The sequence below is a fragment of the Bifidobacterium sp. ESL0827 genome (assembly GCF_052606685.1).
In genome coordinates this window covers 1,194,021-1,219,491 of sequence record NZ_CP199597.1, presented here as the reverse complement: position 1 = coordinate 1,219,491, position 25,471 = coordinate 1,194,021, and the positions used below count along the sequence as shown (strand labels likewise).

18 protein-coding genes and 2 pseudogenes are annotated in these 25,471 nt (G+C 57.6%); 14 read left to right on the top strand and 6 right to left on the bottom strand.

What is annotated here, in order from left to right; all coding sequences use genetic code 11:
* Window positions 1-16 precede the first annotated feature (16 nt).
* Complete coding sequence (locus ACUIAI_RS04820; protein ID WP_445341705.1) at window positions 17-1,213, top strand: Mrp/NBP35 family ATP-binding protein; 1,197 nt, start codon at window positions 17-19, stop codon at window positions 1,211-1,213.
* A 131-nt stretch (window positions 1,214-1,344) separates the two neighbouring features.
* Here the strand turns inward: ACUIAI_RS04820 and ACUIAI_RS04815 are convergent, their stop codons facing one another.
* Window positions 1,345-2,643 carry an MFS transporter gene (locus tag ACUIAI_RS04815; RefSeq protein WP_445341704.1) on the bottom strand — a complete coding sequence of 433 codons (1,299 nt, stop codon included), beginning with the start codon at window positions 2,641-2,643 and terminating at the stop codon, window positions 1,345-1,347.
* A 205-nt stretch (window positions 2,644-2,848) separates the two neighbouring features.
* Here ACUIAI_RS04815 and ACUIAI_RS04810 point away from each other — a divergent pair, with 205 nt between their 5' ends.
* From ACUIAI_RS04810 to ACUIAI_RS04785, 6 genes are all read left to right on the top strand, one after another.
* Entirely contained in the window at window positions 2,849-3,562 is a 714-nt protein-coding gene (locus ACUIAI_RS04810) for a LytR/AlgR family response regulator transcription factor (RefSeq protein WP_445341703.1), read from the top strand.
* Window positions 3,546-4,862, top strand: coding sequence for an ATP-binding protein (locus ACUIAI_RS04805; RefSeq protein WP_445341702.1), 1,317 nt, complete (start codon window positions 3,546-3,548; stop codon window positions 4,860-4,862). The genes ACUIAI_RS04810 and ACUIAI_RS04805 overlap by 17 nt, the downstream gene beginning before the upstream one ends.
* Before the next feature lie 154 nt (window positions 4,863-5,016).
* Window positions 5,017-7,623, top strand: coding sequence for a family 78 glycoside hydrolase catalytic domain (locus ACUIAI_RS04800; protein ID WP_445341701.1), 2,607 nt, complete (start codon window positions 5,017-5,019; stop codon window positions 7,621-7,623).
* Window positions 7,623-9,332, top strand: coding sequence for an MFS transporter (locus ACUIAI_RS04795; RefSeq protein WP_445341700.1), 1,710 nt, complete (start codon window positions 7,623-7,625; stop codon window positions 9,330-9,332). The genes ACUIAI_RS04800 and ACUIAI_RS04795 overlap by 1 nt, the downstream gene beginning before the upstream one ends.
* 78 nt (window positions 9,333-9,410) lie before the next feature.
* Window positions 9,411-12,491: a glycoside hydrolase family 3 C-terminal domain-containing protein gene (locus ACUIAI_RS04790; RefSeq protein WP_445341699.1), complete on the top strand. Its 3,081-nt coding sequence runs from the start codon at window positions 9,411-9,413 to the stop codon at window positions 12,489-12,491.
* 12 nt (window positions 12,492-12,503) lie between these two features.
* The gene (locus tag ACUIAI_RS04785; RefSeq protein ID WP_445341698.1) at window positions 12,504-12,956 is read left to right on the top strand and encodes a hypothetical protein; all 453 of its coding nucleotides are present in this window, start codon (window positions 12,504-12,506) and stop codon (window positions 12,954-12,956) included.
* Window positions 12,957-13,045: 89 nt separating this feature from the next.
* On the opposite strand, the gene glnA is transcribed toward ACUIAI_RS04785, so the two are convergent.
* The 4 genes from glnA to ACUIAI_RS04765 form a co-directional block, all read right to left on the bottom strand.
* Entirely contained in the window at window positions 13,046-14,482 is a 1,437-nt protein-coding gene (gene glnA / locus ACUIAI_RS04780; RefSeq protein WP_445341697.1) for a type I glutamate--ammonia ligase, read from the bottom strand.
* 144 nt (window positions 14,483-14,626) lie between these two features.
* Complete coding sequence (locus ACUIAI_RS04775; protein ID WP_254477319.1) at window positions 14,627-15,361, bottom strand: DUF4191 domain-containing protein; 735 nt, start codon at window positions 15,359-15,361, stop codon at window positions 14,627-14,629.
* A 48-nt stretch (window positions 15,362-15,409) separates the two neighbouring features.
* Window positions 15,410-16,897 carry a dihydrolipoyl dehydrogenase family protein gene (locus ACUIAI_RS04770; protein WP_445341696.1) on the bottom strand — a complete coding sequence of 496 codons (1,488 nt, stop codon included), beginning with the start codon at window positions 16,895-16,897 and terminating at the stop codon, window positions 15,410-15,412.
* Between the two features lie 141 nt (window positions 16,898-17,038).
* Window positions 17,039-17,665 (bottom strand): DUF3043 domain-containing protein, encoded by a 627-nt coding sequence (locus ACUIAI_RS04765; RefSeq protein WP_445341695.1) that lies wholly within the window; start codon window positions 17,663-17,665, stop codon window positions 17,039-17,041.
* A 66-nt stretch (window positions 17,666-17,731) separates the two neighbouring features.
* Between ACUIAI_RS04765 and ACUIAI_RS04760 the strand changes: the two genes are divergently transcribed.
* From ACUIAI_RS04760 to ACUIAI_RS04740, 5 genes and pseudogenes are all read left to right on the top strand, one after another.
* Window positions 17,732-19,108, top strand: a complete 1,377-nt coding sequence (locus ACUIAI_RS04760; protein ID WP_445341694.1) for a dipeptidase — start codon at window positions 17,732-17,734, stop codon at window positions 19,106-19,108.
* Window positions 19,109-19,222: 114 nt separating this feature from the next.
* Complete coding sequence (locus ACUIAI_RS04755; RefSeq protein WP_445341693.1) at window positions 19,223-19,951, top strand: ECF transporter S component; 729 nt, start codon at window positions 19,223-19,225, stop codon at window positions 19,949-19,951.
* Between the two features lie 10 nt (window positions 19,952-19,961).
* Window positions 19,962-20,522, top strand: a pseudogene (locus tag ACUIAI_RS04750) (energy-coupling factor ABC transporter ATP-binding protein); the annotation flags it as partial.
* A pseudogene (locus tag ACUIAI_RS04745) lies at window positions 20,496-21,419 on the top strand (ATP-binding cassette domain-containing protein); the annotation flags it as partial. The pseudogenes ACUIAI_RS04750 and ACUIAI_RS04745, both read left to right, overlap by 27 nt.
* A 42-nt stretch (window positions 21,420-21,461) precedes the next feature.
* Window positions 21,462-22,457 (top strand): energy-coupling factor transporter transmembrane component T family protein, encoded by a 996-nt coding sequence (locus ACUIAI_RS04740; RefSeq protein WP_445342819.1) that lies wholly within the window; start codon window positions 21,462-21,464, stop codon window positions 22,455-22,457.
* Window positions 22,458-22,569: 112 nt separating this feature from the next.
* Here the strand turns inward: ACUIAI_RS04740 and ACUIAI_RS04735 are convergent, their stop codons facing one another.
* The gene (locus tag ACUIAI_RS04735) at window positions 22,570-23,190 is read right to left on the bottom strand and encodes a superoxide dismutase (protein WP_015022073.1); all 621 of its coding nucleotides are present in this window, start codon (window positions 23,188-23,190) and stop codon (window positions 22,570-22,572) included.
* 220 nt (window positions 23,191-23,410) lie between these two features.
* On the opposite strand from ACUIAI_RS04735, the gene ACUIAI_RS04730 reads away from it, so the two are divergent.
* Both ACUIAI_RS04730 and pheS read left to right on the top strand, forming a co-directional pair.
* Window positions 23,411-24,331, top strand: a complete 921-nt coding sequence (locus tag ACUIAI_RS04730; protein WP_445341692.1) for a TrmH family RNA methyltransferase — start codon at window positions 23,411-23,413, stop codon at window positions 24,329-24,331.
* A gap of 69 nt (window positions 24,332-24,400) precedes the next feature.
* Window positions 24,401-25,468 carry a phenylalanine--tRNA ligase subunit alpha gene (gene pheS, locus ACUIAI_RS04725; RefSeq protein WP_445341691.1) on the top strand — a complete coding sequence of 356 codons (1,068 nt, stop codon included), beginning with the start codon at window positions 24,401-24,403 and terminating at the stop codon, window positions 25,466-25,468.
* Window positions 25,469-25,471: the final 3 nt, after the last annotated feature.

Sequence of the window (25,471 nt, the reverse complement as noted above, 5' to 3'; positions counted from 1 at the left end):
GCGATATGGTGACGGCATGGAACAAGTAGAGCATCGCAAGGAAGGGACCCGGGATCTGGAGGAGCTGCCTCGAAGAATCAAGGGGGAGGTCTATGAGCGGCTCAGTCGGGTCATCGATCCAGAGCTGGGACGGTCCATTACCGATTTGGGCATGATCACCGACATCATTGTCGAGCCAGCCAGGGATGCCCAGGCCGACTATGAGGTGACTGTGCGGGTGGAACTGACCATCAAGGGATGCCCGTTGTCGACCACCATCACCAACCAGATCAACGGCACCGTGACCTCCTACCCGCGAGCCCGGCTGCGCCCCCATATCGATGTTTCCTCCATGAGCCGGGAGAAGCTGGACAACCTGGTAGCCGACCTCAAGGCCGCCCGGCGCAGCAACCCCTTCTCCAAGCCCGGCGTGGGCACCCGCATCTTCGCCATTGCCTCGGGTAAGGGCGGCGTGGGCAAGTCCTCTGTGACGGTCAATCTTGCGGCCACGCTGGCTGCCCTAGGCTATGACACGGCTGCCATCGACGCGGACATCTACGGATTCTCCCTGCCTGGGCTCTTCGGTGTACACAGCCGGCCCACCAATCTGCACGGCATGCTGATGCCGGTCACCGCATGGGGGGTCAAGCTGATTTCCATCGGCATGTTCGCCGGGTCGGACCGGGCCATTCTCTGGAGGGGTCCGCGGTTGCAGCGCTCGCTGGAGCAGTTCCTTTCCGATGTCTGGTGGGGAGACCCCGATGTGCTTTTGTTGGATCTGGCCCCAGGCACCGGGGACATGGCCCTGTCCGTGGCGCAGGCCCTGCCCAACAGCCGGCTGATTGTGGTCACTACCCCCCAGCCTTCGGCTTCGGAGGTGGCCGTGCGTTCAGGGTTAGTGGCCCTCCAGTTGCCCACCAAGGTCCAGGGCGTGATCGAAAACATGTCCTGGTACGAGCACAAAGGTGAGCGGCTGCGCATCTTCGGTCAGGGAGGCGGCCAGCGTGTGGCCGACCAGCTGACCCGAGATTTGGGGTATCAGGTACCCCTGCTGGAACAGCTGCCCCTGCAGACCGACCTGCGCGAATCGGGGGAGTCCGGCCGGCCGGCTGTGCTCAGATCAGACGGCTCCCTGGACGATTCGCCGCTAACCAAACGATTTGTGGATCTGGCCAAGACCCTGATGGCAGGTTCGGAGCCTGGCGATGCCCGTCGGGCCGTCGGCGAGGACTGACTCTCAACAAGGACTGACTCTAAAGAGACAACACAGTCTGCTGGACTGGCCACTGCAGGTATGCCTTCTTGGTCATCCTTTGAATTAGCCAACCTCGAAGTCTTTAATTCGGTGCACTGCCTTGTCTGAGATTAAAGGGTAGCCGGGTTCTTTTGGCTGGTGATCTGTCGCGAGGGAATGGCCAGGAACCAGGGGACAGCCAGCACGACCAGTCCGATGGCGCACATGGCCAGGAATGGAATGACCTCATGCCCGGCCAGGATGTAGGAGGCGAACATGGGCCCCACGATATAGCCCAGGGAGGCGGCCGTGTTGAGCAGGCCGAACATGCGCCCGCTGAACGATGGCCCGGCCAGCTCGGCGGCCACCACCGGCTGGGAGATGCCCATCATGACCTCGCCCAGTCCGAAGATGGTGATGCCCAAGGAGGCCACGCTCAGAGCGCCGGGGGTGGAATCCAAGCGTAGGCCCAGGACGATGATCACCCAGGCCGCAGCCCAGAAGACCGGCACGGTGCGCAGCAGGCGCACATGGTTGGCGTCCTTGAGCCGGGGCAGCAGCATGATGTTCATGATGACCACCGAGAAGGTGTTGACCACGTCCACCACCGACAGGGACCAGCGGGGGATATGGGGATCTGAAATCAGGGTGGTGACCAGACCGGCATCAAACTGGGAATATCCGAACAGGTCCATAAAGAAGGTGCCCATGGTCAACAAGGCCATCGAGGCCAGCACTCTGGTCAGGGAACTTGTCCGCCCGCCGAAGGTGCCGTTGGCGGTTACACTTTTTGCTTTGTGTGTCTGGCTGACCTGCAGGGCGTGGGTTGTCCCTGCAGATTCCTGGACGGCCTCCTGCTCTGCTTGAGCCTTGAGCTCAGCTGTCAGTCGGCGCAGCTGCCAGTGTCGTTCGATGACCAACAGCGACATGCTGAGCAGAGCGAATCCTAGGGCCCTGTCGCCGAAGCCAATGCGGTAAAGGAAGTCCTGACCACCTGCGGCCAGCAGTCCGCCTACGGCCGCTCCAAGGCCGATGCCTAGGTTTAGTTCGGCCTGGTTGATTCCGTAGACGATCCGGTGCTGCTTCCTGGTGGAGATCTGCGTCAGAATGCTGGCCCAGGAGGTCTGCATGCCCATACCCAGGCCTGATACGAAGGCTCCCGCCACTGCCGCACGATAGTCGTGGGCCACGGTGAAGATCAGGGGGCCGATGACCGAGAAGATCATGGCTGTGTGCATGGCCAGCCATGAGGAGCGGCGGTCCGAGACCCAGCCGATGATGGGATTGGAGATCAGGGACCCTACCGAGCTGATGGTCACGAGGAGCGCTGCCTCGCTCATGGTCGCGCCCAGGGAATGGGTGGCGAAGAGCAGCTCGATGGGCATGACCAGGCCGATGCCGAAGTTGCACATCAGGTCTACGATGAGCATGGCTCGCAAATATACGGGCAACTCCATGAACTCACGCAGCCAGCGCACTTCACCACCCCTGACTTTGGCCCTCTATAAGGCATAATTACGGACAATATTAATGTTGATGGTAATCGGAGGCATGACTATTTGCGGCAAGATCGACCATTAACTTTCCAACGCCATACTGTATGCTCAGGATTGATAGGTCGAGAAGGAGTGCTGAATGTTGACGGTAGCCCTTGTCGAGGATGATGAGCCCGCCACAGCCTGGTTGCACCGCTGTCTGGATGATTACATGGACAAGACAAAGGCGAGGATCGAAATAACCGATTTTCGTGAGCCCACGGCCTTAGTTGAGCCGTATCGGATTCGGTACGACCTGATTTTCATGGATATTGATCTGCCCAATATGAATGGGCTCGAAGCTGCCAGGCGGATAAGGCACATGGATCAGAAAGTCATTATTATCTTCGTGACCAATATGGCTCAATATGCAGTCAAAGGATATGAAGTTTCGGCTTTAGACTATATTGTAAAACCCTTTACTAAAGAGGATTTCCATAGGAAAATGGACAGGGCCGTGTCCCTGTGTCGGCAGCAAGCTGATACCATTACCGTAAGATACAGGTCAAAGAGTCAACGTATTTTCCTGCGGGACTTGGCTTACATCGAGGTTCGACGCCATCAGTTGGATTTCCATACCGACAAGGGTCTGATACATGGGGTGGGCAGTCTTCAAGACGTGGAAGACGTGCTCCAGGGACATGGTTTTATTCGTTCATCTAAGTCCTTTCTAGTCAATCAGCGTTATATACGTCTGGTAAAGGGGGAGGAGATCACCCTCCTAAATGGGTCTGTTTTAACTATCGGCCGAGTCTATCGCAAGACTTTCATGGCTCAACTCGTCACTTGCATCGGCAATGACCATGTTATCTGAAAGCCTGATTGAGCCCGTTCTTTGGTTCTTCCAGTCGTCGGGATTCTTATTTGAGTTGATTCTCTCAATCGGTCTCTATACATGGAAGTTGGATCGTCGTCCTCCGATCTTTTTCCGGATGGGTCTATCATTGACGCTCATGTTGATCATCTGCCTTGTTTGGGCAGAACTTGTGCATCAGAACCCTTATACTCTCATCCTTAGGGTCACCATTTTCTATGCTATGTGCCTGGCTGCCATGATGATATGCCTGTGCTTGAGCACGGGACAGGCTGTCTTTTACCTGGTGGCGGGCGTAGCTACTCAGCATTTGATCTATTGCGGCGCCCAGATCATTGTTTCCCTGCTGAAAAGCTTCACAGATATGCGTGGCGACATGCTGTCCTATTTGGTTTATCCGGTGATCTTCCCGGCTCTCCTGCCTGTCGTATATAGGGTCTTTGCGCGTTCCATAGTCGAACATGCACCACCCAGCACGGTCAGCAAGCACATTCCGCTCATACTTGTTGGCGTGATGTTGTGTGTAAACGTCTTTGCCTGTCTTTTCGATGAACTTGTAGGAAACACCCGCATCCCAGTTCTGGCTTACCTGATGTTCACACTCACCCGTTTGATCACGTGCATTTTCATTCTGGTCTTGCTTGATGAGATATCTGGTCGCAGGGCGGCCGAGCAGGATGGGCTCATGCTGCAGCGTCTTCTGGCACAGCAGGAGCAGCAGATGCAGCACGACAAAGAAACAGTCGATCTCATCAACATCAAAGCCCATGACATAAAGAAAGAGATCAACGATCTGGGAACTGCTTTGGATAAGGATGAGATCAAGGACCTTAATACTTTGATTGATGTCTATGACACCAAAGTCAAGGCTGGGAATGAAGCGCTGGAAATACTGTTGGCTGGTAAAGCCCTGCTCTGTCAAAAGCGTGGCATTCAATTCGACCGTATGATAGATGGTTCTTGCCTGGACTTTATGAGGCAGGGGGACGTATATTCCCTGTTTGCCAATGCCATGGACAACGCCATAGAGGCTACGGATTCCCTGGATGTCATGACAGATAAGTACATCAGGTTGATTGTGCATCCTGACAAAGGAATGGCGGTGATCCACTTGGAGAACCCCTACAAGGGAAGGCTGATTTTCAAAGACGATCTGCCGGTCACCACCAAATCTGATGCGCGCTATCACGGGTTTGGCATGCGTTCCATGCGCATGATCGTGACGCGTTATAAGGGGTATATGGTGGTTGATGACTCGCAGGGGATTTTCCGACTTAATATCCTTCTTCCTGTACCCTGAATTCATTTCGTGTATCTAAAAGAACCTTTCGTGTCATGCAGCTTGGTCGCTCACTTCTCATGCGAGAGCCTTAGAGGGTATTCGACAAAGAAACGACGAGACCGCGGGCAGCTTAAGGTGACCCTCTCGCCGTAGTAATCGAGAAGAGGCAAAGATGCTGACGGTGGGCCGTCTTGCTATTGAGAATGTGACCGAGGGCTGCGTCACTGATTCAGCTCATCCCCTTTTCACTTTCAATCTTGACAGTGACTGTCAGGATGATCGCATGGAATCAGCCACCCTCAAGGTGAATTCATGGGTGGGTAATCCTGGCGATGATATGTCTATCAGATATGGGGGTCCTGATTTAAAGCCCTTCACCAGCTACAACCTCGACTTGAACGTCAGGGATACGCTCGGTCAGTCTGCCTTTGCCGTTGCCCAATTCGAAACCGGACGCATGGGAACCCCTTGGCAGGCCAAATGGATCACGGACGGCACCTATAGGTTTCATGAAAAGAAGGTTTCGCCTTCCCCTATGGTTTTTCGGAGAGTTTGCTCCTTGAAGGAGGGGAAGGTCATCAGGGCACGTCTTTATGCCACTGCTTTGGGTATCTACGACTTCACCATAAATGGCAAGGAGGTCTCCGATCGGTATTTCGCCCCCGGCTTCACATCCTATGCCTCCAAGCTCCAGTACCAGACTTACGATGTCACAAATCTTCTGGCCGGTGGCGGTCAGAAGGAGATCACAGCCGTGGTGGCCGGTGGATGGGCTGTAGGATCCTTTTCCTTTACTAGGAAAAACAGGATTAGCGCAGACCGTCAGGCGCTCTTGGCCGAGCTTCGGATTGAGTTCGAAGATGGCACCAGTCAGATCCTTGGCACTGATAGGGATTGGTCAGTCACTTTGAACGGTCCCTGCCGGATGGCTGACCTGTATGACGGTGAGACCTACGATGCCAGGATCGATTTGAGTGAGTCGCAAATGGGTCCTGACTGGCACCCTGCAGCTATTGAGAAGCCGAAAATCCATCCTCTTCTGGTTGCTGACTATGGTAGTCCGGTTCGGCCCCACGAAGTCTTGAAGCCTATTAGCGTATCCAGACTCTCCTCTAATGAGCTGGTTTATGATATGGGTCAAAATTTTGCGGGTGTGGTTAGGCTGACCATCGATGGGAAAGAAGGGCAGATCATCAAGGTCCGTCACTCCGAAATCCTCAACCCGGATGGCAGCCTCAACACCCGCTTCCTTCGTACGGCCAAAGCGACCTTGACCTATATCTGTCGCCAGGGCCGCCAGATTTATTCCCCTCGCTTTACATATATGGGGTTCAGGTACGTTTCCGTTAGCGGCATATCAGCTGACAGGATCCAAGTTGAAGGTCTGGCTCTCTACTCAGATATGCCTGTGACCGGGGATTTTTCATGTTCAGAACCCAGGCTGAACCGTTTGCAGAGCAATATTGTCTGGGGAGCCAAATCCAACTTGATGGATATACCAACAGACTGTCCCCAAAGGGACGAACGTATGGGGTGGACAGGCGATATCGCAGTCTTCGCTCCAACAGCCTGCTACAACTTCGATATGAGTCGATTCCTTGACAAATGGTTGAAGGATGTAGCCGATGAGCAAGCGCGGACTGGCGGAATACCGAACACAGTGCCAGCGCAAGGGTTCGGATTCCCGGACACGATGCCCACGATGGCCGTTGATTGGTGGGGAGATGCCTGTGTCTTGGTACCGTGGGCCGAATATCAGGCTCGAGGCAATATTGATCTCCTTGAACGAATGTATCCGGTAATGCAACGCTATGTTCGTGCCTGCCGGTTCTGGGCTGGGCTTTGGGGTATAGGCAAGAGGCGATACATCTGGCACACCCCAGCAGTGGTTCATTTCGGCGATTGGGTGGCACCTGACCTTCCCAAAATGTCTCAATGGCAGGCCCGGAGTCCTTGGACAGCCACAGCAAGTCTCAACAACACCAGCCGGACCCTGGCAAAAGTGGCAAGAGAGCTAGGCAAGGATCGTGAGGCGCAGGAGTACGACCTGTTGGCCGACAAGGTGGCTGATGCTTACATATCGGTTTTTACTGATGGACGGGGGCATCTGAAAAAAGAATTCCAGACAGCGTATGTCCTCCCTCTCTACTTGCACATGTTCAAAGGGGAAGAAAGAAAAGAAGCAGCAGCTCGCCTGGCCGAGCTGGTAAAAGAGAATGGGTACCGAATCGGCACCGGATTTCCTGGGACGCCTTATATCCTCTTTGCTCTGGCTGATAACGGACAAGTAGATGCTGCGTATCGGATGCTGTTGAACGATACCTGTCCATCTTGGCTTTACGAGGTGAAAATGGGCGCCACAACGATATGGGAACGCTGGGATGGCCTTGACGAATCCGGTCAGTGTCCTATCCGTGATGACGGCACTGATCTGATGATTTCCTACAACCATTATGCATCAGGTGCTGTGGGAGACTTCCTCTACCGTCGTGTACTCGGAATTGAGATGATCGATCCAGGATATCGTATTTTCAGATTTAAACCCATTATTCACTCCAGCCTGAACTGGGCTAAGGGACACGTTCAGACTCCCTACGGCACTATTAGTGCCTCCTGGAAGGTTGAGGATTCCCTTCTTGACGTTCGTGTCCATGTTCCTATAGGGACACGTTGTCGCCTGGAATTGCAGGGGGGGCAGACACAAGATCTCTGTCCTGGTGATCACCAGGTTAATCAGACCATCAACTTGGGAACAAGGCAAGAAGAGGACAAAAACTGATGGCTCAGCAGAAAATAAATCTATTAGAACAGTTCTTTTCTTCGAGCTGGTTGCGCACCCGCATCACCTCGGCCAATGTCCAGATCAAGGAAATGGTTCTCGGTTATCTTGTAGGACCATTTTGCGCCCTTATCTCGAATGCCATCTTCGCCTCTTATCTGAACAGGTACTATTCGGATATTCTCCACTGGACCGATAAGAGCAAATTCGGTCTCTTTGCAACCTTTATGCCAATGGTCTCCGTCATAGTCGTGGTTCTGGGTAATCTTCTGGTGGGACGAATGATGGATTTGACCAGAACCCCTCAGGGCAAGGCAAGGCCTTATCTTCTTTTGTCGGCTCCGATTCTTATGGTTGCCATCATCGGCCTTTTCATGACTCCTAGGAACTCCTCGCCGACGATGCAGATGGTCTGGATTTGCGTCTCCTATAACCTTTACTACGCGTTGGCATACCCTATGTTCTATACGGCTCACAGTTCTATGGTCAATCTTTCTACCCGCAACACCAATCAGCGGGGGCTCCTGGCCACCTTGTCCAACGCAGCAGGCGTGGCTGCAGTTGGTATCGGCGCCAGCATACTGGTGCCGGTCCTCCTTCAGGGTTTTCTGTTCGTGGATCATGGGGGGGTCATTGATACACAGGCCTCATACAATCACTGGAAGGGAGTAATTTTAGTCCTCTGTCTGATCACTTTTCTCGGTATTCTCTGCGAGTACTACTTCACCCGTGAACGGATAACCGAAGAGAATCTCAAGCTCAAGATCAAAGAGGCAAAGTTACCCATGGCAAGACAGGTTAAAGCCTGCATGACTGAACCTTTCTGGTGGGTCATCATCCTATATTTCCTTCTATTCCAGCTTTCCGGCATGGTCAAAAACGGTTCTATGAGCTACTACAGCCGGTGGATGTTCAACGGTGTGACCGGGGAGGGAGCCGCAGGCGGGGCTATGAGCGCTCTTGGTCTGATCGGCGGCATCCCCACTGCTATTGGCATGGTCCTGGCTTGGCCGATCGCCAATAAGCTGGGCAAGAGGAAAGCTGTGGCCTGGGGGATGGTCATTGCCGTCATTGGAGGATCATTCAGCCTTATTGACGTTCATAGCCTGAAAATGGTCTGCATAGGTGTCGCCTTGAAGGGGGTCGGCTCCATTCCTGCCATGTATGTGACTTTGGCTCTTCTTTCCGATGTACTGGACCACTTGGAGGCTAAAAACGGGTTCCGTTCGGATGGATTCACCATGGCAGTCTATGGAGCGATCATGGTTGGAATGACTGGCTTAGGCAGCGGTCTGATCAATATGCTTCTGACCGCGTCAGGTTATGACCCTTCTCTGCCTCGACAGAACAGAACAGTCCAGTCAGTGCTGGTTGTCTGCTACATAGGTTTCGAATTGGTCTGTTATGCGGCCATCGCGGTTCTCATGATTTTTCTCAATGTGGAGCGCCATTCGGACGAGGACCATGCCTTGATTCTCAGGCATCAGAAAGAGAAGGTTTTGGCGGCAGGTGGAGAGTGGTTGGACCCTTCCGTCCGTCTGCAACGGGAACAGGATGAGGCGGTTAGAAAGGCCGAATCCGTAAGACAGGAAGAACTACGCCAACGATGCGTCAGGAAAGGGCTGGACTTCGAAAAGGAGGAATCCAAGTATCAGGATAGGCAAAAAATTCTGCTGAGTTGGAAGCGCAAGCTCCATCTTGAGCAGTAGCAGCAGGGGGTAGAGAAGCAAGACTCGGTGCTTGTTCATCAAGCATCAAAGTCGCACAAACAACGAGGAGGTTGTGTCATGAGAAATGATCGTCGTATACAGGCCTGGAGGGGGATGACAACGGTTTTTGCATCATTGCTGGCCTTGTCTCTTTCAGTTACAGGGGCCGTCAATGGTTTTCGCACGGATATTGATAAGTTTCTGGGAACCAAAAGCTCACGTTTCGTCACAGCCCAGGGCAAGGATGCCAGGAAGGCTTACACCTACCGTTCTGATTACTCAAGTACCAAGGAATTGTTGACATCTGTGGCTGATTTGGGTAGACGAATGAGCGCAGAGGGCTCTGTTCTCTTAAAAAACAACGGAGCTTTGCCCTTGACGGAGAAAGAAACCCATCGAGTCTCCCTTTTGGGATTCTCGAGCTATTATCCGGTCCTGGGCGGCGACATGGGTTCTTCTGTGAGTATGAACAAGGGTACCGATGCCGACACGGTTGATTTGGTAGCCGCTCTTCGCTCTAGGCAGTTTGACATCAACTCAACGCTTCAGCAGCTTTATCAATCTAAAAAAGATGAATTCTCGACAGAAATCAATAATTTCGGTCATAAAAGCAAGGTCACACGTATTACGGCGCCCCTTATCGGTGAACGGTTCTCTAGCAAGGAGCTCTCCCAATCCCAGATGGATCAGGCACGGCCTGATTGGCGGTCGAGTTTGGATAAAAACAATGTAATGATTGTAACCTTGGCAAGGGCTTCGGGAGAGAATAGAAACTATACGCCAGGCAAGGACGGGGTGGACAGCAAACAGCACCTCGATCAACGTGATCCCTTGGGACTTTCGGACGATGAGCGCCAGTTGATCGACGCTGCAGTCAAAGCCAAGCAGACCAATCATGGCAAGGTGATCATTCTTATCAATAGCGTTAATCCCATGCAGATTCAAGAGCTGGCAAATCAAGATGGAGTAGACGCCATCATGCAGGTGGGCCTGCCAGGCGCTTATGGCTTCAATGGTGTTGCTGATCTTCTCTGTGGCAGAGAGAATCCATCCGGACGCTTGACAGATACCTGGGCTGCCAACAACACCAGCGCTCCGGCAGTCAACAACTACGGAAACTACAGTTGGACTAATGCGGATCCTGCCCACAGCATTAACTCCGAAATCGTCGAAGCTGAGGGCATCTACACCGGCTATAAGTACTATGAGACCAGATATGCCGATAAGGTGCTGGGTCAGGGCAAAGCAGATGCCAAGGTTGGTTCGACTACTGGCGATGCCTGGGATTACAACAGGGAAGTAACCTATCCGTTCGGTTATGGTCTCTCTTACACCAGCTTTCGTCAAACATTGGACCAAGTAGCAGTAGATATGAAAGAGGGCACAGTAACCGCGCGCATCCAAGTGACTAACACTGGTAAGGTGGCCGGCAAGGATGTTGCACAGTTCTACGTAAGCACTCCTTATACCGACTATGACCGTGAGCATCATGTTGAAAAATCCGAGGTCCAGTTGTTGGACTATGGCAAAACCGATTTGCTTCAGCCCGGTCAATCGCAGACCTTAACGATCAAAGCGGATGCCCAGTATATGGCCAGCTGGGATTCCACTCTTGGCAATCACGGACGTAAAGGGGGTTATGTCCTGGATGCTGGGGACTATTACTTCGCTTTGGGAGATGATGCCCACCAAGCTGTGGAAAATGTCCTTAAGGCCAAGGGCGCATCTGTAGATGGCATGATGGATCAGGTGGCAAGCTGGAATCTGGCGCAGCGCGACACCAGTCGTTACGCAGTCAGCAAGACAGGTGCCAAAGTGACCAACCAGCTAGCGAATGCAGACTTGAACTTCTACAAGCCAGGTTCGGTCACTAACCTGAGCAGAAGCGATTGGGAAAGCACTTGGCCCAAAACTTATAAGGGGTTGACGGCGAGCTCCAGTATGCTCAAGCAGGGTCTGACCAATCAGACTTACCAGATAAAATCCCAAGGCGATCCTAAGTCGGTAAAGTTCGGTGCCAATAATGGGATGACCTTGGCCCAGCTGAAGGGTGTTACAGACATCAAAGATAAGCGATGGTCCAAGCTCATGGATCAGTTGACCTTGCCGGAAGCCATGATCAGGACCGCTTTCGGAGGAACTTCGACCAAGCCCATTCGTTCCATCAGCTCACCTGAAGTAGTTCAGAACGACGGTCCCAATGGATTTGCTTCTTATCCTTTAGGGCAGTATGCCAACAAGGACAAGCAATCAGGTGATCCTTATGCGGTTGACGGGACGGATCACAACCTTTCCTATACCATGGGGGTCATGGCCGTGGAAACCGTTATCGGCCAGACATTCAGCAAGGACTTGGCAGGTCAGTGGGGTAAGGCCCTGGGTAATTATTCGATCTGGGCCAACACTGCGCTTATCTGGGGTGTCGGCACCAATCTTCATCGCACCGCGTACAATGCCCGGAACCATGAATACTATTCCGAGGATCCTATGCTGACTGCCTATCAAGCGGCTTCCTCCGTCCGCCAAGCCAGAAAGTACGGCTGTATTTTGGCGCCCAAGCATTTTGCTTTCAACGACACAGAGATCAATCGCACGGGCATAGCTGTTTTCATGACTGAGCAGAAGGCGCGTGAGGGCGAGCTTAGAGCTAACCAGAGCATAGTCGAAGATGCCGGAGCCTTGGGTATGATGACCGGATTTAACCGGATTGGTGTGGTTGCTGTCAATGCCCATACTGGACTGCTCATGAACATACTCCGTAAGGAGTGGGGCTTTAAAGGTGTGCTTTCCCAGGACTTCATCATGGATACCGAATATCAAAATCTACCGGCTTCTGCCCATAACGGGGTAACCATGCTGACCAGTACCGGAAATGACAGCCTGGATGCCGTATCAAGAAAGTGGCCAGAGTGGAACCTGAAGAATGTCAGCAAGGACGCCCAGCTCATGAGTGACTTGAAAAGGAACATGACTTGGCAGAATTACGCCTATGCGAACTCCAATGTAATGGACGGTTTGGATGCGAAGTCACATTTGGAGACTATCCGCACTTGGTACGACAAAGTTCTGATGTGGTCGACGGCGGGTACGGCTCTGCTGACCCTTTTGAGCTTGGTCATGTACGTGGTCAGTCGTCGCCGTTATTACAGGTCAATCTGAAAGGTGGAGATCATGGATTTTTTCAAGCGTCAATCAATCGGTTTCTATATGGGCACCCTAACCTTCATTGTCACTTTGGCTGCCTTGATTTATGCTGAAATTAACGGGAAAACAGCTTACTTCCAAAATTTGGGAGTCGAGCCAAGTGTCTTGGTTTGTGCCATCGTAGCTATGGCGTCAGAGATTTTCGTCCTTGTCTCCGGGCAGGTTTATCAAGGCAGCAGATGGTTAGCCTTGGCTCGCGATATAGTTCTTTGCTTAGCAGCCGTACTGCTCGTACTGAGTATGGTGAGTTTTCTGGCAAGTCGGATCAATGGCTTTGCCAGCATCATGACTTTCGAGCAAAATGCGCAGAATATGGCTGATTTGCAGAGTGCCTCGATTGCCATAGTCCTTTTCGCGCTGGCCTCTGTATTGGCCATTGTCACCTCTTTCTTTAGGGTGCGTAAGAATACCGGCAGATAAGGCTTTCAAACTGGATTGATGTAACTGTAATCGGATACAGTTGGGGCTCCATCGTAAAGGATGGAGCCCCAACTTTTATTAACCATGACTCAGATGTGGAAGTAGAGCTCGTACTCCAGAGGGGTGGGAGCCAGACGGGTTTGGTCCAGTTCACCGCGCTTCAAGTCCAGCCAGGTCTGGATTAGATCGTCGGTGAAGACGTCGCCTTCGCTCAGGAAGTCGTGGTCCTCTTCCAAGGCGTTCAGGGCCTCCTCCAGGGAGCCCGGCACCTGCTTGATCTGGGCGTGCTCCTCCGGAGGCAGCTCATAGAGGTCCTTGTCAATGGGGGCCGGGGGCTCGGTGTGGTTGAGGATGCCGTCCAGTCCTGCCATAAGCTGAGCCGAGAAGGCCAGGAATGGGTTGCAGGAGGGGTCGGGCGCGCGGAACTCGATCCTCTTGGCAGCAGGCGAGGTGCCGGCCAGGGGGATGCGGATGGCTGCCGAACGGTTCCGAGCCGAGTAGACCAGGTTGACCGGGGCCTCATAGCCGGGCACCAGCCGCTTGTAGGAGTTGGTGGAGGGGTTGGTGAAGGCCAGGACGGACGAGGCATGCTCAATTAGGCCGCCCACATACCAGCGGGCGATGTCGGAGAGTCCGCCGTAGCCATTCTCGTCATAGAAGAGGGGCTTGCCATCCTTCCAGAGGGACTGGTGGCAGTGCATGCCTGTCCCGTTGTCCCCGGCGATGGGCTTAGGCATGAAAGTAGCGGCCTTGCCAGCCAGAGCGGCGGTCTCGTGGACCACGTACTTGTACTTCATCAGGTCGTCGCCAGCGTGCAGCAGGGTGTTGAAGCGATAGTTGATCTCCTGCTGGCCAGCGCCGCCCACCTCGTGATGGGAGCGCTCCAGAATCAGGCCCACTTTTTGCAGGTTGGCCACCATGTCGTCGCGCAGATCCTGATAGTGGTCGATGGGCGGTACAGGGAAGTAGCCCCTCTTGACCCGGTTCTTGAAACCGATGTTGTCGGAGCCGTCCTCTTCGACATCCACGCCCGAGTTCCAGGGGGCTTCGATGGAGTCGACCTCATAGAAGGAGCGTTGCATGCTGTTCTCGAAGCGAACCTTGTCGAAGATGAAGAACTCGGCCTCGGGAGCGAAGGAGGCCGTGTCGGCGATGCCGGTGGACCGCAGGTAGGCTTCGGCCTTGGAGGCGATCTGCCGGGGGTCGCGCGAGTAAGGTTCGTCGGTCACCGGGTCCACGATGGAGAAGGCCACATTCAAGGTGCGGTGGCGGCGGAAGGGATCCAGATAAGCTGTTTCAGGATCCGGAATCAGCTTCATGTCGGACTCGTTGATGGCTTGGAAGCCTTGGACGGAGGAGCCGTCGAAGGCCATGCCGTCCGTGAAGGCGTCCTTGAGGAATTCGTTGGCGGGGACGGTGAAGTGCTGCTGGACCCCGATCAGGTCTGTGAACCTGACTGAGACATATTCCACGCCCTCCTGGTTTATCAGAGCTTCGCAATCGGCCTTTGACTTAAGTTCGCTCACTGAACTGCTCCTTTCGTGGAAACCGTAACGGTCACCCAGTCTAGGGGACCGGTTTTTTCGGCAATGCGCCACTGAGGTTACGGGGGTGTTTCATGCGAAGGTCCCGGCACCTCCCTGAGGGAGATGTCGGGACCTTGGGAAACATCAGCGCCCGCGCATGGCTTTGCGGCTGACGTGTATCTTGGTCGGATCAATGCCCTTGGGCATCCCCAGGGCGCTCTGCCGCTTTTGCAGGGTGACCAGCCGGTCGTTCAGCGTCTCCAGTTCGGTGGCGGTCAGCTTGACCTTCTTCTTGATCACAGTGCGCTGGAGCTTGTTGAGCGGGACCTGGTCTGGACCGTGGCCCACGCTGATCCGGTAGATGGGGATGGCCGACCCGCGGGTGATGCGGCGGATCTTCTCCTCCTCGCGGTTCATGGCCTTATTGACGCGGTTGTAGTCGCCCTCAGCTATCAGGTAGACCCCGGTGCGGCCGGTGCCCCTCCAGATGGCATCCTTGGTCTTGGCATCAATCCAGACGGGTTCCTGGGGGAAGGAGAATCCTGCCTTGGAGATACTGCTCAGCACGGCAGCGGCAGCGCCTGGACGGCCCTCCATCTTGGCGTAGCCGACCCTGTCGGAGCGCCTGGTCAAAGTCATGGTGGCCAGGAGCAGGCCGACCATGATGCCCAGAAGAACGGTCAGTATCCAGGACAGCCAGCCGAAGTGGGCCAGCAGGCAGATCACCACTGCTATCAGTGTGGGTACCAGAATGGCCGCGGCCAGCAGCCAGGGAAGGGCCTTGTCCTCTTCATAAGTGAATTGGTAGATCTTAACGATCTGGCTGATCGTGCTGCTCTTCTTTTTTGCTTTTTTGCCCTTAGTGTCCTCTGTAGCCATGCCATCCTCACTTGGAAACGTTCACTGGTTGACCAGTCTACCGCATGTCTACCGCATGTTCAGGGGTCTGCCATCAGCCTTGAGCAAGGCTTCTCCAATGGCTTCCGAGAAGGTGGGATGGGGGTGAATGAGCCCGGCTGCCCGGTGCAGGGGGATCTGGTTACCCACCAACTGCTGGGCCTCGGCGATGTTCTCGGAGGCCTGGGGTGAGACCATCTCCAGACCGACAACCATCTGCTTCTCCATGTCGGTGGCCGGGCAGGCGGTGATCAGGCTGAGGGTGCCCTGCAGGCCGCTCATGCGCATGCGCGAGTTAGACATCATGGGGTAGATGGTCTCCTTGACCTGGTTCAGCGATGGATCGTTCTCAGCCTCCTGACGGCTGAGGCCCACCGCTGCGGCCTGGGGAGAGGAAAAGACCACACGAGGGATGGTAGCCTCGTTGACCGGCTCGGGGTCCAAACCGGAAGCGGCATCGGCCAGGGTTATGCCCTGTTGGAAGGCCCTGTGGGCCAGATGATGACCGGGGGTGATGTCGCCCAAGGCCCAGACCCGATCACGGCTGGTGCGCCCCTGAGAGTCGGTCAGAACCTGGCCCTGCTCGTCCAGGTCAATGCCCAGCTCCTGCATATGCTTGGGATCAGTATTAGGATCCCTGCCAATGGCGACCAGGACCAGATCAGCCTCGATCGCTCCTGCCTGGCCCGTGTCGTCAGCCGGTTGGTAGTCGACCTGAATACCCCCATTTGCGGGCAGACGGTGACCGCCCGAGCAGCGGGCATGGGTAATGATCTGAATTCCCTGACGCTCCAGCTCCCGGGTCATGATCTGCCCGGTCCGGCGACCCCAGTGGGAGAGCACCCGGTCCCGTCTGACCATCAGGGTCACCTGGCAACCGGCTTGATTCCAAATGGTGGCGAATTCCAGGGCCACAGCCCCTGATCCAATAATCAAGGCGCGTCGGGGGAAGGGCTTGAGGCTCAGGGCCCGGTCAGTGTCAATGACCAGATCCCCGAAGGGGAGTTCTTCCAGGGCCCTGGCATGAGAACCGATGGCCAGGATGGTGTCGCAGGTGGTCAGGCGTGTTCGATTGCCGTCATCGTCAGTCACTTCTACCAGACCGTCGCCGACGATGGTGCCATGGCCATGCACCACAGTGATGCCACGTTGTTTCAAAAGATTCGACAGGCCCCCGGTCATGGCATCCACCATCCGGTCCTGATAATCCTGGAGCTTCTGGTAGTCGATGTTGGCCGACTCGATATTGATGCCCATGGCGGCTCCGAGATCGGCTTGTTCCAGAACCTGGGTGGCGGTCAGCAGAGCCTTGGTGGGGATGCATCCCCGGTTCAGGCAGACGCCACCAACCACAGGATCCTGTTCGACCAGGGCCACCCGTCCGCCCAGCTCTGCCGTGCGCAGGGCCGTGGCATAGCCCCCCGGGCCGGATCCGATGATGATGGTGTCGTACTGGCGGCTGTCGGCATCCCAAGGGTCAAGAGACTCCGTGCCGGCTTGGTTGATCGATTGCTGCATAACAATCCATGCTAGTGGTACAGGCTGGGAGAATGAAGACCATTCGCAGAATGTGGAGCGAATACGAAAACCGCCCGGAACCTCAAGAGGAACCGGGCGGAGTGACCGACCGCAGGTCGGAACATCAAAAACACTCGACTGTCACTTGGGCCAGTGCCCACGCTTGCTCTGGCTGGGCTTGGGGACCCGCCAGCGCCGGACCATCATGGCTCGTTGCCAGGCATAGGAGGCCGAGCGGGAACCCTTGGCCACCGAGCGCTCGCCGAACTTGTCGATCAGCAGCCGCTTGAGCTTGCGCCACATCAGCCAGGTGTCGATCAGGGCCACGATCAGGTAGCCATATAGAAGGATGGTCACCACCATGGTGAAAGTGGCGTAATGCTGAGGACCCACGAACATACCCATCAGGGTGGCCACGAACATGAGGATGATGGCCGGGAAGATCCATTCCAGCAGATTGAAACGGGCATCCACATAGTCGCGGATGTAGATTCTCCAGGGAAGGCGCTCCGACTTGGGCATGTGGTCGATGTCGCCGGTCCTCATGGCCTCGTACTGGGCATCCTCACGGGCTCGAATCCGGGCCTTGGCGGCCTTGCGCGAGGCCTTGCGGTCCTTGGGGACCAGAGGGCGCAGGTTCCGGGCCTCGGCCTGCTTGCGCTTAGGGGTGGGGCGTCCCTTGCCTCGTACCTCTTCAGTGGAGGCCCTCTGGTCCGCCTCCGCCTCTTTGTCCCGTCGATCCTTGCGTGAGAAGGGGTTCCATGTCATGCGAACAGGTTACGGTGACGCCTAGACTCGCAAGCATTGATACGCAAGCAATTATAGGAGGTAGCGATGGCGGGACTGGGCCTGGAGACGATCCGCACCCGTGTGCAGGACGATAGGAGCCGGATCGTCGATCTGCTCAAGGACAAGATTGCCCTGGCCTCGGTCTCGGCCAAGGGGATCACCGGGGATCACATGCGCCGCTCGGCCGACTATGTGGCCGGGCAGCTTAGGCAGGTGGGCGTGGATGCCCGGGTGGTCCAGGCCACCAATCCTGACGGCACCCCGGGCGCCTTCGAGGTGATCGGATCCCGGCAGGTGGATCCCGATGCTCCGACTGTCCTGCTCTATGCCCATCACGATGTGCAGCCGGTCCCCGATCCCTCCCAATGGTCCACTGATCCCTTTACCGGTGTCGAGAAGGATGGACGGCTCTACGGACGCGGATCGGCCGACGACGGCGGCGGCATCGCCATCCACTCGGGGGCCCTGCATGCCTTGGACAAGGACCTGCGCGTCAACGTCAAGGTCTTCATCGAGGGGGAGGAGGAGATGGGCTCGCGCAGCTTCATCCCCCTCCTCCAGGCTCATCGGGACGACTTCGCCTCGGACCTGATCATCGTGGCCGACTCGGGCAACTGGTCGGCGGACACCCCGAGTCTGACCACCTCACTGCGAGGGAATGCGGACCTAGATGTCACGGTCACAGTCCTGGAGCACCCAGTCCACTCCGGGCAGTTCGGCGGGCCCATCCTGGATGCCAACACCCTGGCCGCCATGCTGATCGCCTCCATGTATGACGACCAGGGTCAGCTGGCGGTGCCCGGCCTGGAGGGCGGACAGCCCATCGGCGGCCTGCAGCGTGACCTGGACCAGGCCCAGCTGCGTGCCGATGCCGGCGTGGTGGACTCCTACCGGCTGGCCGGAACCGACTCCCTGGCCTCCCGGCTCTGGACCAAGCCGGCGGCGGCTGTGATCGGCTTCGATGCCCACCCGGTGGAGGGTTCCTTCAACGTGCTGGCCGATAAGACCCGCTTCCGCATTTCCCTGCGCACTGCGCCCACCCAGCGTCCTGAGCAGGCCGCGCAGGCACTGGCCGATTTCCTGATCGCCCATGCTCCTCAGGGGGCCAGGGTGGAGGTCACGCCCGGCGACATGGGCATGGGATGGGCCATGGATGCCGACAGCCCGGTGGTCCGGCAGGCCGAGGAGGCCATGCGGCAGGCCTTCGGACGCGACCCGGTCAACAAGGGCGAGGGCGGATCCATCCCCTTCATTCCCGAGCTCAAGCGGCTCTTCCCTGAGGCTCAGGTTCTGGTGACCGGCCCCGAGGATCCCCAGTCCAACGCCCACAGTCCGAACGAGTCCATCTCCCTGCAGGGGCTGGTCGACAACATCATCACGGAGGCCCTCCTGCTGGATTCCCTTGACCATCGTATGTTCTAGGATGGCAGGTGACACGGGGGCCGTATGCCTGAGGGCGTGCGGCTGAGAGGAGGCTCAGCCTCAACCGGACGAACGTTTACCGGGCAATGCCGGCGCACGGATGTCACTGGACCCGTGCCTGAACGGGATGGCGCTCATAGGGAGCGCCCCGAGGAAAGGCACAAGATCATGACCGATGGTCATTTCATAAACAACACTTCTTCCGGATCAGAGCCGGAGTCCGGGGGGACTCCCTCCCAGGTCAGAATCCCCTCCAAACGGTGGAGGGTGGTGGATATCGCCGTCGCCTCGGTCATCGGGGTGGCTTCCGCCGTCATCTACTGGGTGGTCGCCATGGTGACCACCATTCCCTGGTCCTTCCTGGACGGGGTTGTGCCCGGTCTGGGAGGTATCCTCAACGGTCTCTATCTATTCGCCGGGCCCTTGGCCCTAGTCATCGTGCGCAAGCCGGGGGCTGCCGTCTATGCCGAGTTGGTCGCAGCCATCCTGGAGTCGCTGCTGGGTAGCCTCTGGGTGCCTGTGGAGACCATACTGATCGGTCTGCTTCAGGGCTTCATGGCCGAGCTGGTCTTCATACTGCTGCGTTACCGGCGCTGGAACATCTCCACGGTGGCACTGTCGGGCGCTGCCGCTGGTTTCGGCTGCTGGCTGTATTCCTTCTGCACGCACCTGCAGGCCATCAACCTGACCGGTCCCTATGGGGTGATCTATCTGATAGCCACCCTGATTTCGGGTGCTCTGATTGCCGGAGTGCTGGTTTGGTACCTCTATAAGGCCATCGCCGCGACCGGGGCTCTGGACCGCTTCGCCTCCGGCCGCGATATTCGTACGGCCGGGAAGTAGAGGCCCGGGCGTGGACCAGAGCATCCAGGACAACCCCTACCGACCAGCGGCCTTGGAACTGCGCGACTGGGGTTATCGGCATGCCTACCGGAACCACTTCGCCGTCAGGGATCTGTCCCTGAGCATTCCTGCAGGTCAGCGGGTGCTTCTGCTGGGAGCTTCCGGCATTGGCAAATCGACCATCCTTGAGGGTGTGGCCGGGTTGCTGGGCGATCATGCCCCGCAGAGCAGCCAGGACCAGGTAGAGGATGACGAGGGCGGGGTGACCCAGGGCCAGGTCCTGATTGACGGTAATCCCGCTGTCTCCAGCCGGGGGCGTGTGGGCCTGGTCCTGCAGGATCCGGATGCTCAGGCCATCTTTCAGCGGCTGGGTGACAATGTGGCCTTCGGGCCCGAGAACATGGGGCTGCCCCGCCAGGAGATGTGGCCACGGGTGCGGAAGGCCATGGCCGAGGTGGGTTTGGCTGACCTGCAACTGACCCGGTCCACCATGCACCTGAGCGGAGGGCAGATGCAGCGTCTGGCCCTGGCCGGCGCCCTGGCCATGCAGCCCGGGCTGCTCTTATTGGACGAACCTACGGCCAACCTGGACCCGGTCGGCGTCGAGCAGATAGTCGATGCCGTCAGGAAGGTCCTGGACCGGCAAGGCTCCACCATGGTTCTGGTCGAGCACCGGGCAGGGCCTTGGATGGACATGATCGACCGGGTCATCGTGCTTGGGCTGGGCGAGGTTGAAGATGGCACCGGCGGTTCGGGTGCTGCGGCCTATCGCAAGACTGTGATCATGGCCGACGGCAGCCCCCGGGAGGTCTTCACTGATTCCGGGTTGGACCTGGCATCCCTGGGTGTCTGGGTTCCAGAAGCCTACAGGAGCGCCGGGGATTCGCTCCCTGAGCTTGGACGGGTCCAGGCCAGGTCAAGGCAATCCTGCTCCGGCCAGGATGATCATCCCGTCCTGCTGGCTGCTCAGGATCTGGCGGTGGGTCGTCAGGGCAAGGCAGTGGCCGAGCACATCAATCTGGAATTCAGGGCCGGTCAAGTCACCGCCCTGGTGGGGGCCAACGGGGCCGGCAAGTCCACTTTGGCCATGACCCTGGCTGGTCTGCTGGAGCCGGTGACCGGTTCGGTCCTTGCCCGGGATCGCCTGCTTCGGGGACCCCAGGGGCAGATGCCTGCGGAGCCCGAGCCCATCCGGTGGACCTCATCCCAGCTGGCCGCGCGCATCGCCTACGTATTTCAGAATCCTGAGCATCAGTTCGCCCGGGGTACGGTCCTGGATGAGGTCAAACTGGCCCCTATCCGCACCGGCATGAGCGAGGAGCAGGCCCAGGTTCGCGCCCAGGAACTGTTGGGCCGCTTCAGGCTGAGGCAGTATGCCCGCGCCAACCCCTACACGCTCTCGGGCGGCGAAAAGAGGCGGCTCACCGTGGCCTCGGCCCTGGCCGCTGCACCCCAGGTGCTGATTCTTGACGAGCCCACCTTCGGCCAGGACAGGAACACCTGGGTCAGCATGGCCCAGTTGATTGCAGACCTGCGCGACCAGGGAGCCTGCATCATCCTGGTCACCCACGACCGGGAGCTGGTTCAGGCCCTGGATGCCCGCCTGGTGGAAATGACGCCTCCGGGAGCCCAGAAGACCGTCTGGCCTGCAGCCGGGTCAGATTTGCAGACTCGTCAGAAGACTGTTGCCGCCAGGCTGACCGTCACACCAATGGACCAGCGGGACGAGCCGGTCAAGCCGGCCAGCCGGTCGCCATACATAGCCTCCATCAATCCGGCCTTCCGTCTGATCGGGGCCTTTCTGGCGGCTCTGCCCCTGCTGATAAGCTTGGACCCGGTCTCGGCCACGACTGCCCTGATTCTGGAGTTCCTGCTGCTGGGCTCGGCAGGCTTCACGCCCCTGCGCGTGGTCAGATCCACCTGGCCCATCTTCCTGGGGGCGCCAGGTTCGGCCCTGGCGATCATCCTCTATGGCAAGAGCGGTGGCGCCACCTTCTGGCAGTGGGGGATGATCCACATCACCCAGCGCTCGCTGGACCTGGCCCTGGCCACTGCCCTGCGAATCCTGGCCATCGGAATTCCCGCCATCATCACCGTACTGGGAATAGACGCCACCGACCTGGCCGATGCCTTCAGCCAGGTGCTCCACCTGCCTGATCGCTTCGTCTACGGAGGGCTGGCCGGCATGCGGCTCTTTACAGTTCTCAAGGATGATTGGTCAGCCCTGACCGCTTCGCGCCGCAGTCGTGGACTGGGCGATGAGAACCGTTTCAAGGCCTTTATGCCACAGGCCTTCGCCCTGTTGGTCCTGTCCATCAGGCGTTCGACGACCTTGGCCACGGCCATGGAGGCCAGGGGATTTGGCGGCGGTACACCACGCACCCATGCCCGGGTCTCCCAGGTCGGACCACGTGATGCGGGCTTCCTGCTCATATGCCTGGCTGTGCCCGCGATCTCCCTGACCGTGGCTGCGCTGACCGGCTCCATCGCCTTCTTCGGCAACTGACTGCCGGGGATTTCTGCAGCAGACTCCAGATATGGAGGGACCCTGGTCCTTTCCGCCTCCCGCAGAGAGGGGAAAGGACCAGGGTTCGCCTGTGGTTGGAAGCGCTGGTCTTTTACCTGGCCAGTGTGGTGTTGATGTTGCGCACCTCGTCGAAGCGCTTGGAGGCATCCTCCCAGTTGACGATGTGCCACCAGGCCTTGACGTAGCTGGCCCTGTCATTCAGGTACTCCAGGTAGTAGGCGTGCTCCCAGAGGTCCAGCAGGACCAGCGGGAAGATGGTGACGGGCAGGTTGCCCTGGTGGTCGTACATCTGCAGGGTGACCAGGCGCTCACCCAGCGTATCCCAGGCAAGGACGGCCCAGCCGGAGCCCTGGATGCCTGCGCACATGGACTCGAAGTAGGTCTGGAAGCCCTGGAAGGACCCGAACTGGTCCTCGATGGCGGCCTTGAGTTCGCCAGTGGGCTCCTGGCCGATGGCCGGGGCCATGTTCTTCCAGAAGATGGAGTGGTTCTTGTGCCCGGCCAGGTTGAAGGCCAGGTTCTTCTCCAGCAGGTTGGACTGGGCCACGTTGCCGGACTCGGCTGCGTCATGAATCTGCTCCAGGGCCTTGTTGGCCCCGTTCACATAAGCCTGATGGTGCTTGTCATGGTGCAGCTCCATGATCTTGCCGGACACGTACGGCTCCAGTGCCGAGTAGTCGTAGGGCAGATCGGGAAGTGTATATACGGGCATATTGTCTCCTCACAATGATTCTGGCCAAGCCAGATGTGCCATGGTCGGTCTGCGCCATACCAATGACGGACGTGGTCGACCCGACCAGTTCTTTTACCCTAGCCCCTTGTCCGGGGAGCACAAGGGGTGCAAGCCTTTCTTTCAGTGAACTTTCCCACAGATGTAGGCCGATTGAGGTCCGATCGCAGTGCTCTCGACTGTCGAGGCTAGAGTTATGCCCATGCCCTTTGATGATTCCATTCTCGACAATCCCCGTGCCCAACGAATTCGTCGCCTGGCTGAACTGCAGGATCGACGGGCACGGCAGCGTCATGGCCGCTTCCTCATAGAGGGGCCGCAGAGTGTGCGCGAGGCGGTCCGCTGGCGTTCTGACCTGCTGACTGACCTCTATATTCAGTCGGACGAATCCTTTCCTACAGCCCAGGGCGGTCATCCACGGCCGTTCAACGAGACTGTGGGCGCCATCATGAAGCAGGCTCGGGAGCTGCCTGACTGCTACGGACATTTCGTCTCCGCCAGGGTCATGCGTGCCATCAGCGGCAATGCGCAGGGAATCTTGGCCCAGGCGCGTACGGACGGATTTCTGGCACAATCGATGGACCTCGAGGATCCCCAGAGCCTGGCGAAAGAAGGGCCCGACCTGGTGGCAGCTTTCTGGCAGATTCGTGACCCAGGCAATGCTGGCACTGTGATTCGCACTGCCGATGCCACTGGCTGCAAGGCAGTCATCCTGGTGGACCAGTGCGTGGAACTCACCAATCCTAAGGTCATTCGCTCCACGGCTGGATCGGCCTTTCACATACCCCTGATGACCATGGGCACCGAGGACTTCCTGGACCTGTGCAGACGGCAGGGTCGGACCACGGTGGCGGCCGATGTCTATGGAACACCGGATAAGCCTGTCCGCTCCCTGGCTGATCTGATGGCGAGCGGAGCCCTGACCAGGCCAGACTCGGCGGGTCGGCCCATGGTTCTGCTCTTCGGCAATGAGGCACGCGGCCTGCCCAAGGAGTTGCTGCAGGCCATGGATCAGATCGTCCGCATCCCTATATACGGGCGGGCTGAATCCCTCAACTTGGCCACCTCTGCTGCGGTGCTGCTCTACGCCATGGCCATGTCGAGTCGTATTGAAAGAATGTGAAGGCGTCAACGACCGGGATTTCCGCTGATTTGCGGCCCGGATACGGCATTGGCAACAGTGGAAAGGTCCATGGTGGCACAGGAAGAATTCGACCCCGCGGCGATGACCGACGAGGTCAACGAGGGCATCGGCAGGATTCGCGAAGCCTCCGATTTGGCAGAACTCAAGGCGATCAAGGCCCGGTATGCGGGGACAGGTTCAGCCCTGGCCGGATCCGGTCGGATTATCGGTACGTTGCCAGCGGATCAGAAGAAGACCGCCGGCCGCCTAGCTGGCAAGCTCAAGGCCGACTTTGGCCGCGCCTACGGGCTCAAGGAGCGGCAGCTGCGCCAGGAGGAGGAATCCCGCCGTCTGGCTGCCGAGCAGGTGGATATGACCCTGCCGGTCAACCGCCATCCTCAGGGCGCCCGGCATCCACTGTCCAAGCTCATGGAGGACGTGGAGGACTTCTTCGTCTCCATGGGTTGGAGTATCGCCCAGGGCCCCGAGTTGGAAGCCGAGTGGTACAACTTCGATGCCCTTAATTTCGGCCCTGACCATCCTGCCCGCCAGATGCAGGACACCTTCTATGTCAAGGGCAGCCAGGCCAGGGACGCCGCCGGTTTTGTCGGCTCCAACATGGTCATGCGCACCCATACTTCGCCCGACCAGGCCCGTTCTCTGATAACCCGCGGCGTGCCGCTCTATGTGGCCTGCACGGGCAGGGTCTTCCGCACCGACGAACTGGATGCCACCCACACCCCGGTCTTTCACCAGTGCGAGGCCATCGCCGTCGATGAGCACCTCACCATGGCCGACCTCAAGGGCACCCTGGACAAGCTCGCTGTTGCCATGTTCGGTCCCGAGGCCCGGACCAGACTGCGTCCCTCATACTTCCCCTTCACCGAGCCCAGCGCCGAGATGGACCTCTGGTTCCCCGACAAGAAGGGCGGCCCTGGATGGATCGAATGGGGAGGCTGCGGCATGGTCAATCCCAACGTTCTGAGGTCGGCCGGCGTGGATCCGCAGCGTTATTCAGGCTTCGCCTTCGGCGTGGGCATGGAGCGCACCCTGCTCCTGCGCCATGACATCAACGATATGCACGACCTGGTCGAAGGTGACGTGCGGTTCAGCCAGCAGTTCGAGATGGGGGAGTGACCG

Coding starts and splice junctions, on each gene's coding strand:
- ACUIAI_RS04820 (WP_445341705.1), top strand. CDS start 17: ATGGAACAAGTAGAGCATCGCAAGGAAGGGACCCGGGATCTGGAGGAG.
- ACUIAI_RS04815 (WP_445341704.1), bottom strand. CDS start 2,643: ATGCTCATCGTAGACCTGATGTGCAACTTCGGCATCGGCCTGGTCATG.
- ACUIAI_RS04810 (WP_445341703.1), top strand. CDS start 2,849: ATGTTGACGGTAGCCCTTGTCGAGGATGATGAGCCCGCCACAGCCTGG.
- ACUIAI_RS04805 (WP_445341702.1), top strand. CDS start 3,546: ATGACCATGTTATCTGAAAGCCTGATTGAGCCCGTTCTTTGGTTCTTC.
- ACUIAI_RS04800 (WP_445341701.1), top strand. CDS start 5,017: ATGCTGACGGTGGGCCGTCTTGCTATTGAGAATGTGACCGAGGGCTGC.
- ACUIAI_RS04795 (WP_445341700.1), top strand. CDS start 7,623: ATGGCTCAGCAGAAAATAAATCTATTAGAACAGTTCTTTTCTTCGAGC.
- ACUIAI_RS04790 (WP_445341699.1), top strand. CDS start 9,411: ATGAGAAATGATCGTCGTATACAGGCCTGGAGGGGGATGACAACGGTT.
- ACUIAI_RS04785 (WP_445341698.1), top strand. CDS start 12,504: ATGGATTTTTTCAAGCGTCAATCAATCGGTTTCTATATGGGCACCCTA.
- ACUIAI_RS04775 (WP_254477319.1), bottom strand. CDS start 15,361: ATGGCTACAGAGGACACTAAGGGCAAAAAAGCAAAAAAGAAGAGCAGC.
- ACUIAI_RS04770 (WP_445341696.1), bottom strand. CDS start 16,897: ATGCAGCAATCGATCAACCAAGCCGGCACGGAGTCTCTTGACCCTTGG.
- ACUIAI_RS04765 (WP_445341695.1), bottom strand. CDS start 17,665: ATGACATGGAACCCCTTCTCACGCAAGGATCGACGGGACAAAGAGGCG.
- ACUIAI_RS04760 (WP_445341694.1), top strand. CDS start 17,732: ATGGCGGGACTGGGCCTGGAGACGATCCGCACCCGTGTGCAGGACGAT.
- ACUIAI_RS04740 (WP_445342819.1), top strand. CDS start 21,462: ATGGCCCAGTTGATTGCAGACCTGCGCGACCAGGGAGCCTGCATCATC.
- ACUIAI_RS04735 (WP_015022073.1), bottom strand. CDS start 23,190: ATGCCCGTATATACACTTCCCGATCTGCCCTACGACTACTCGGCACTG.
- ACUIAI_RS04730 (WP_445341692.1), top strand. CDS start 23,411: ATGCCCTTTGATGATTCCATTCTCGACAATCCCCGTGCCCAACGAATT.
- pheS (WP_445341691.1), top strand. CDS start 24,401: ATGGTGGCACAGGAAGAATTCGACCCCGCGGCGATGACCGACGAGGTC.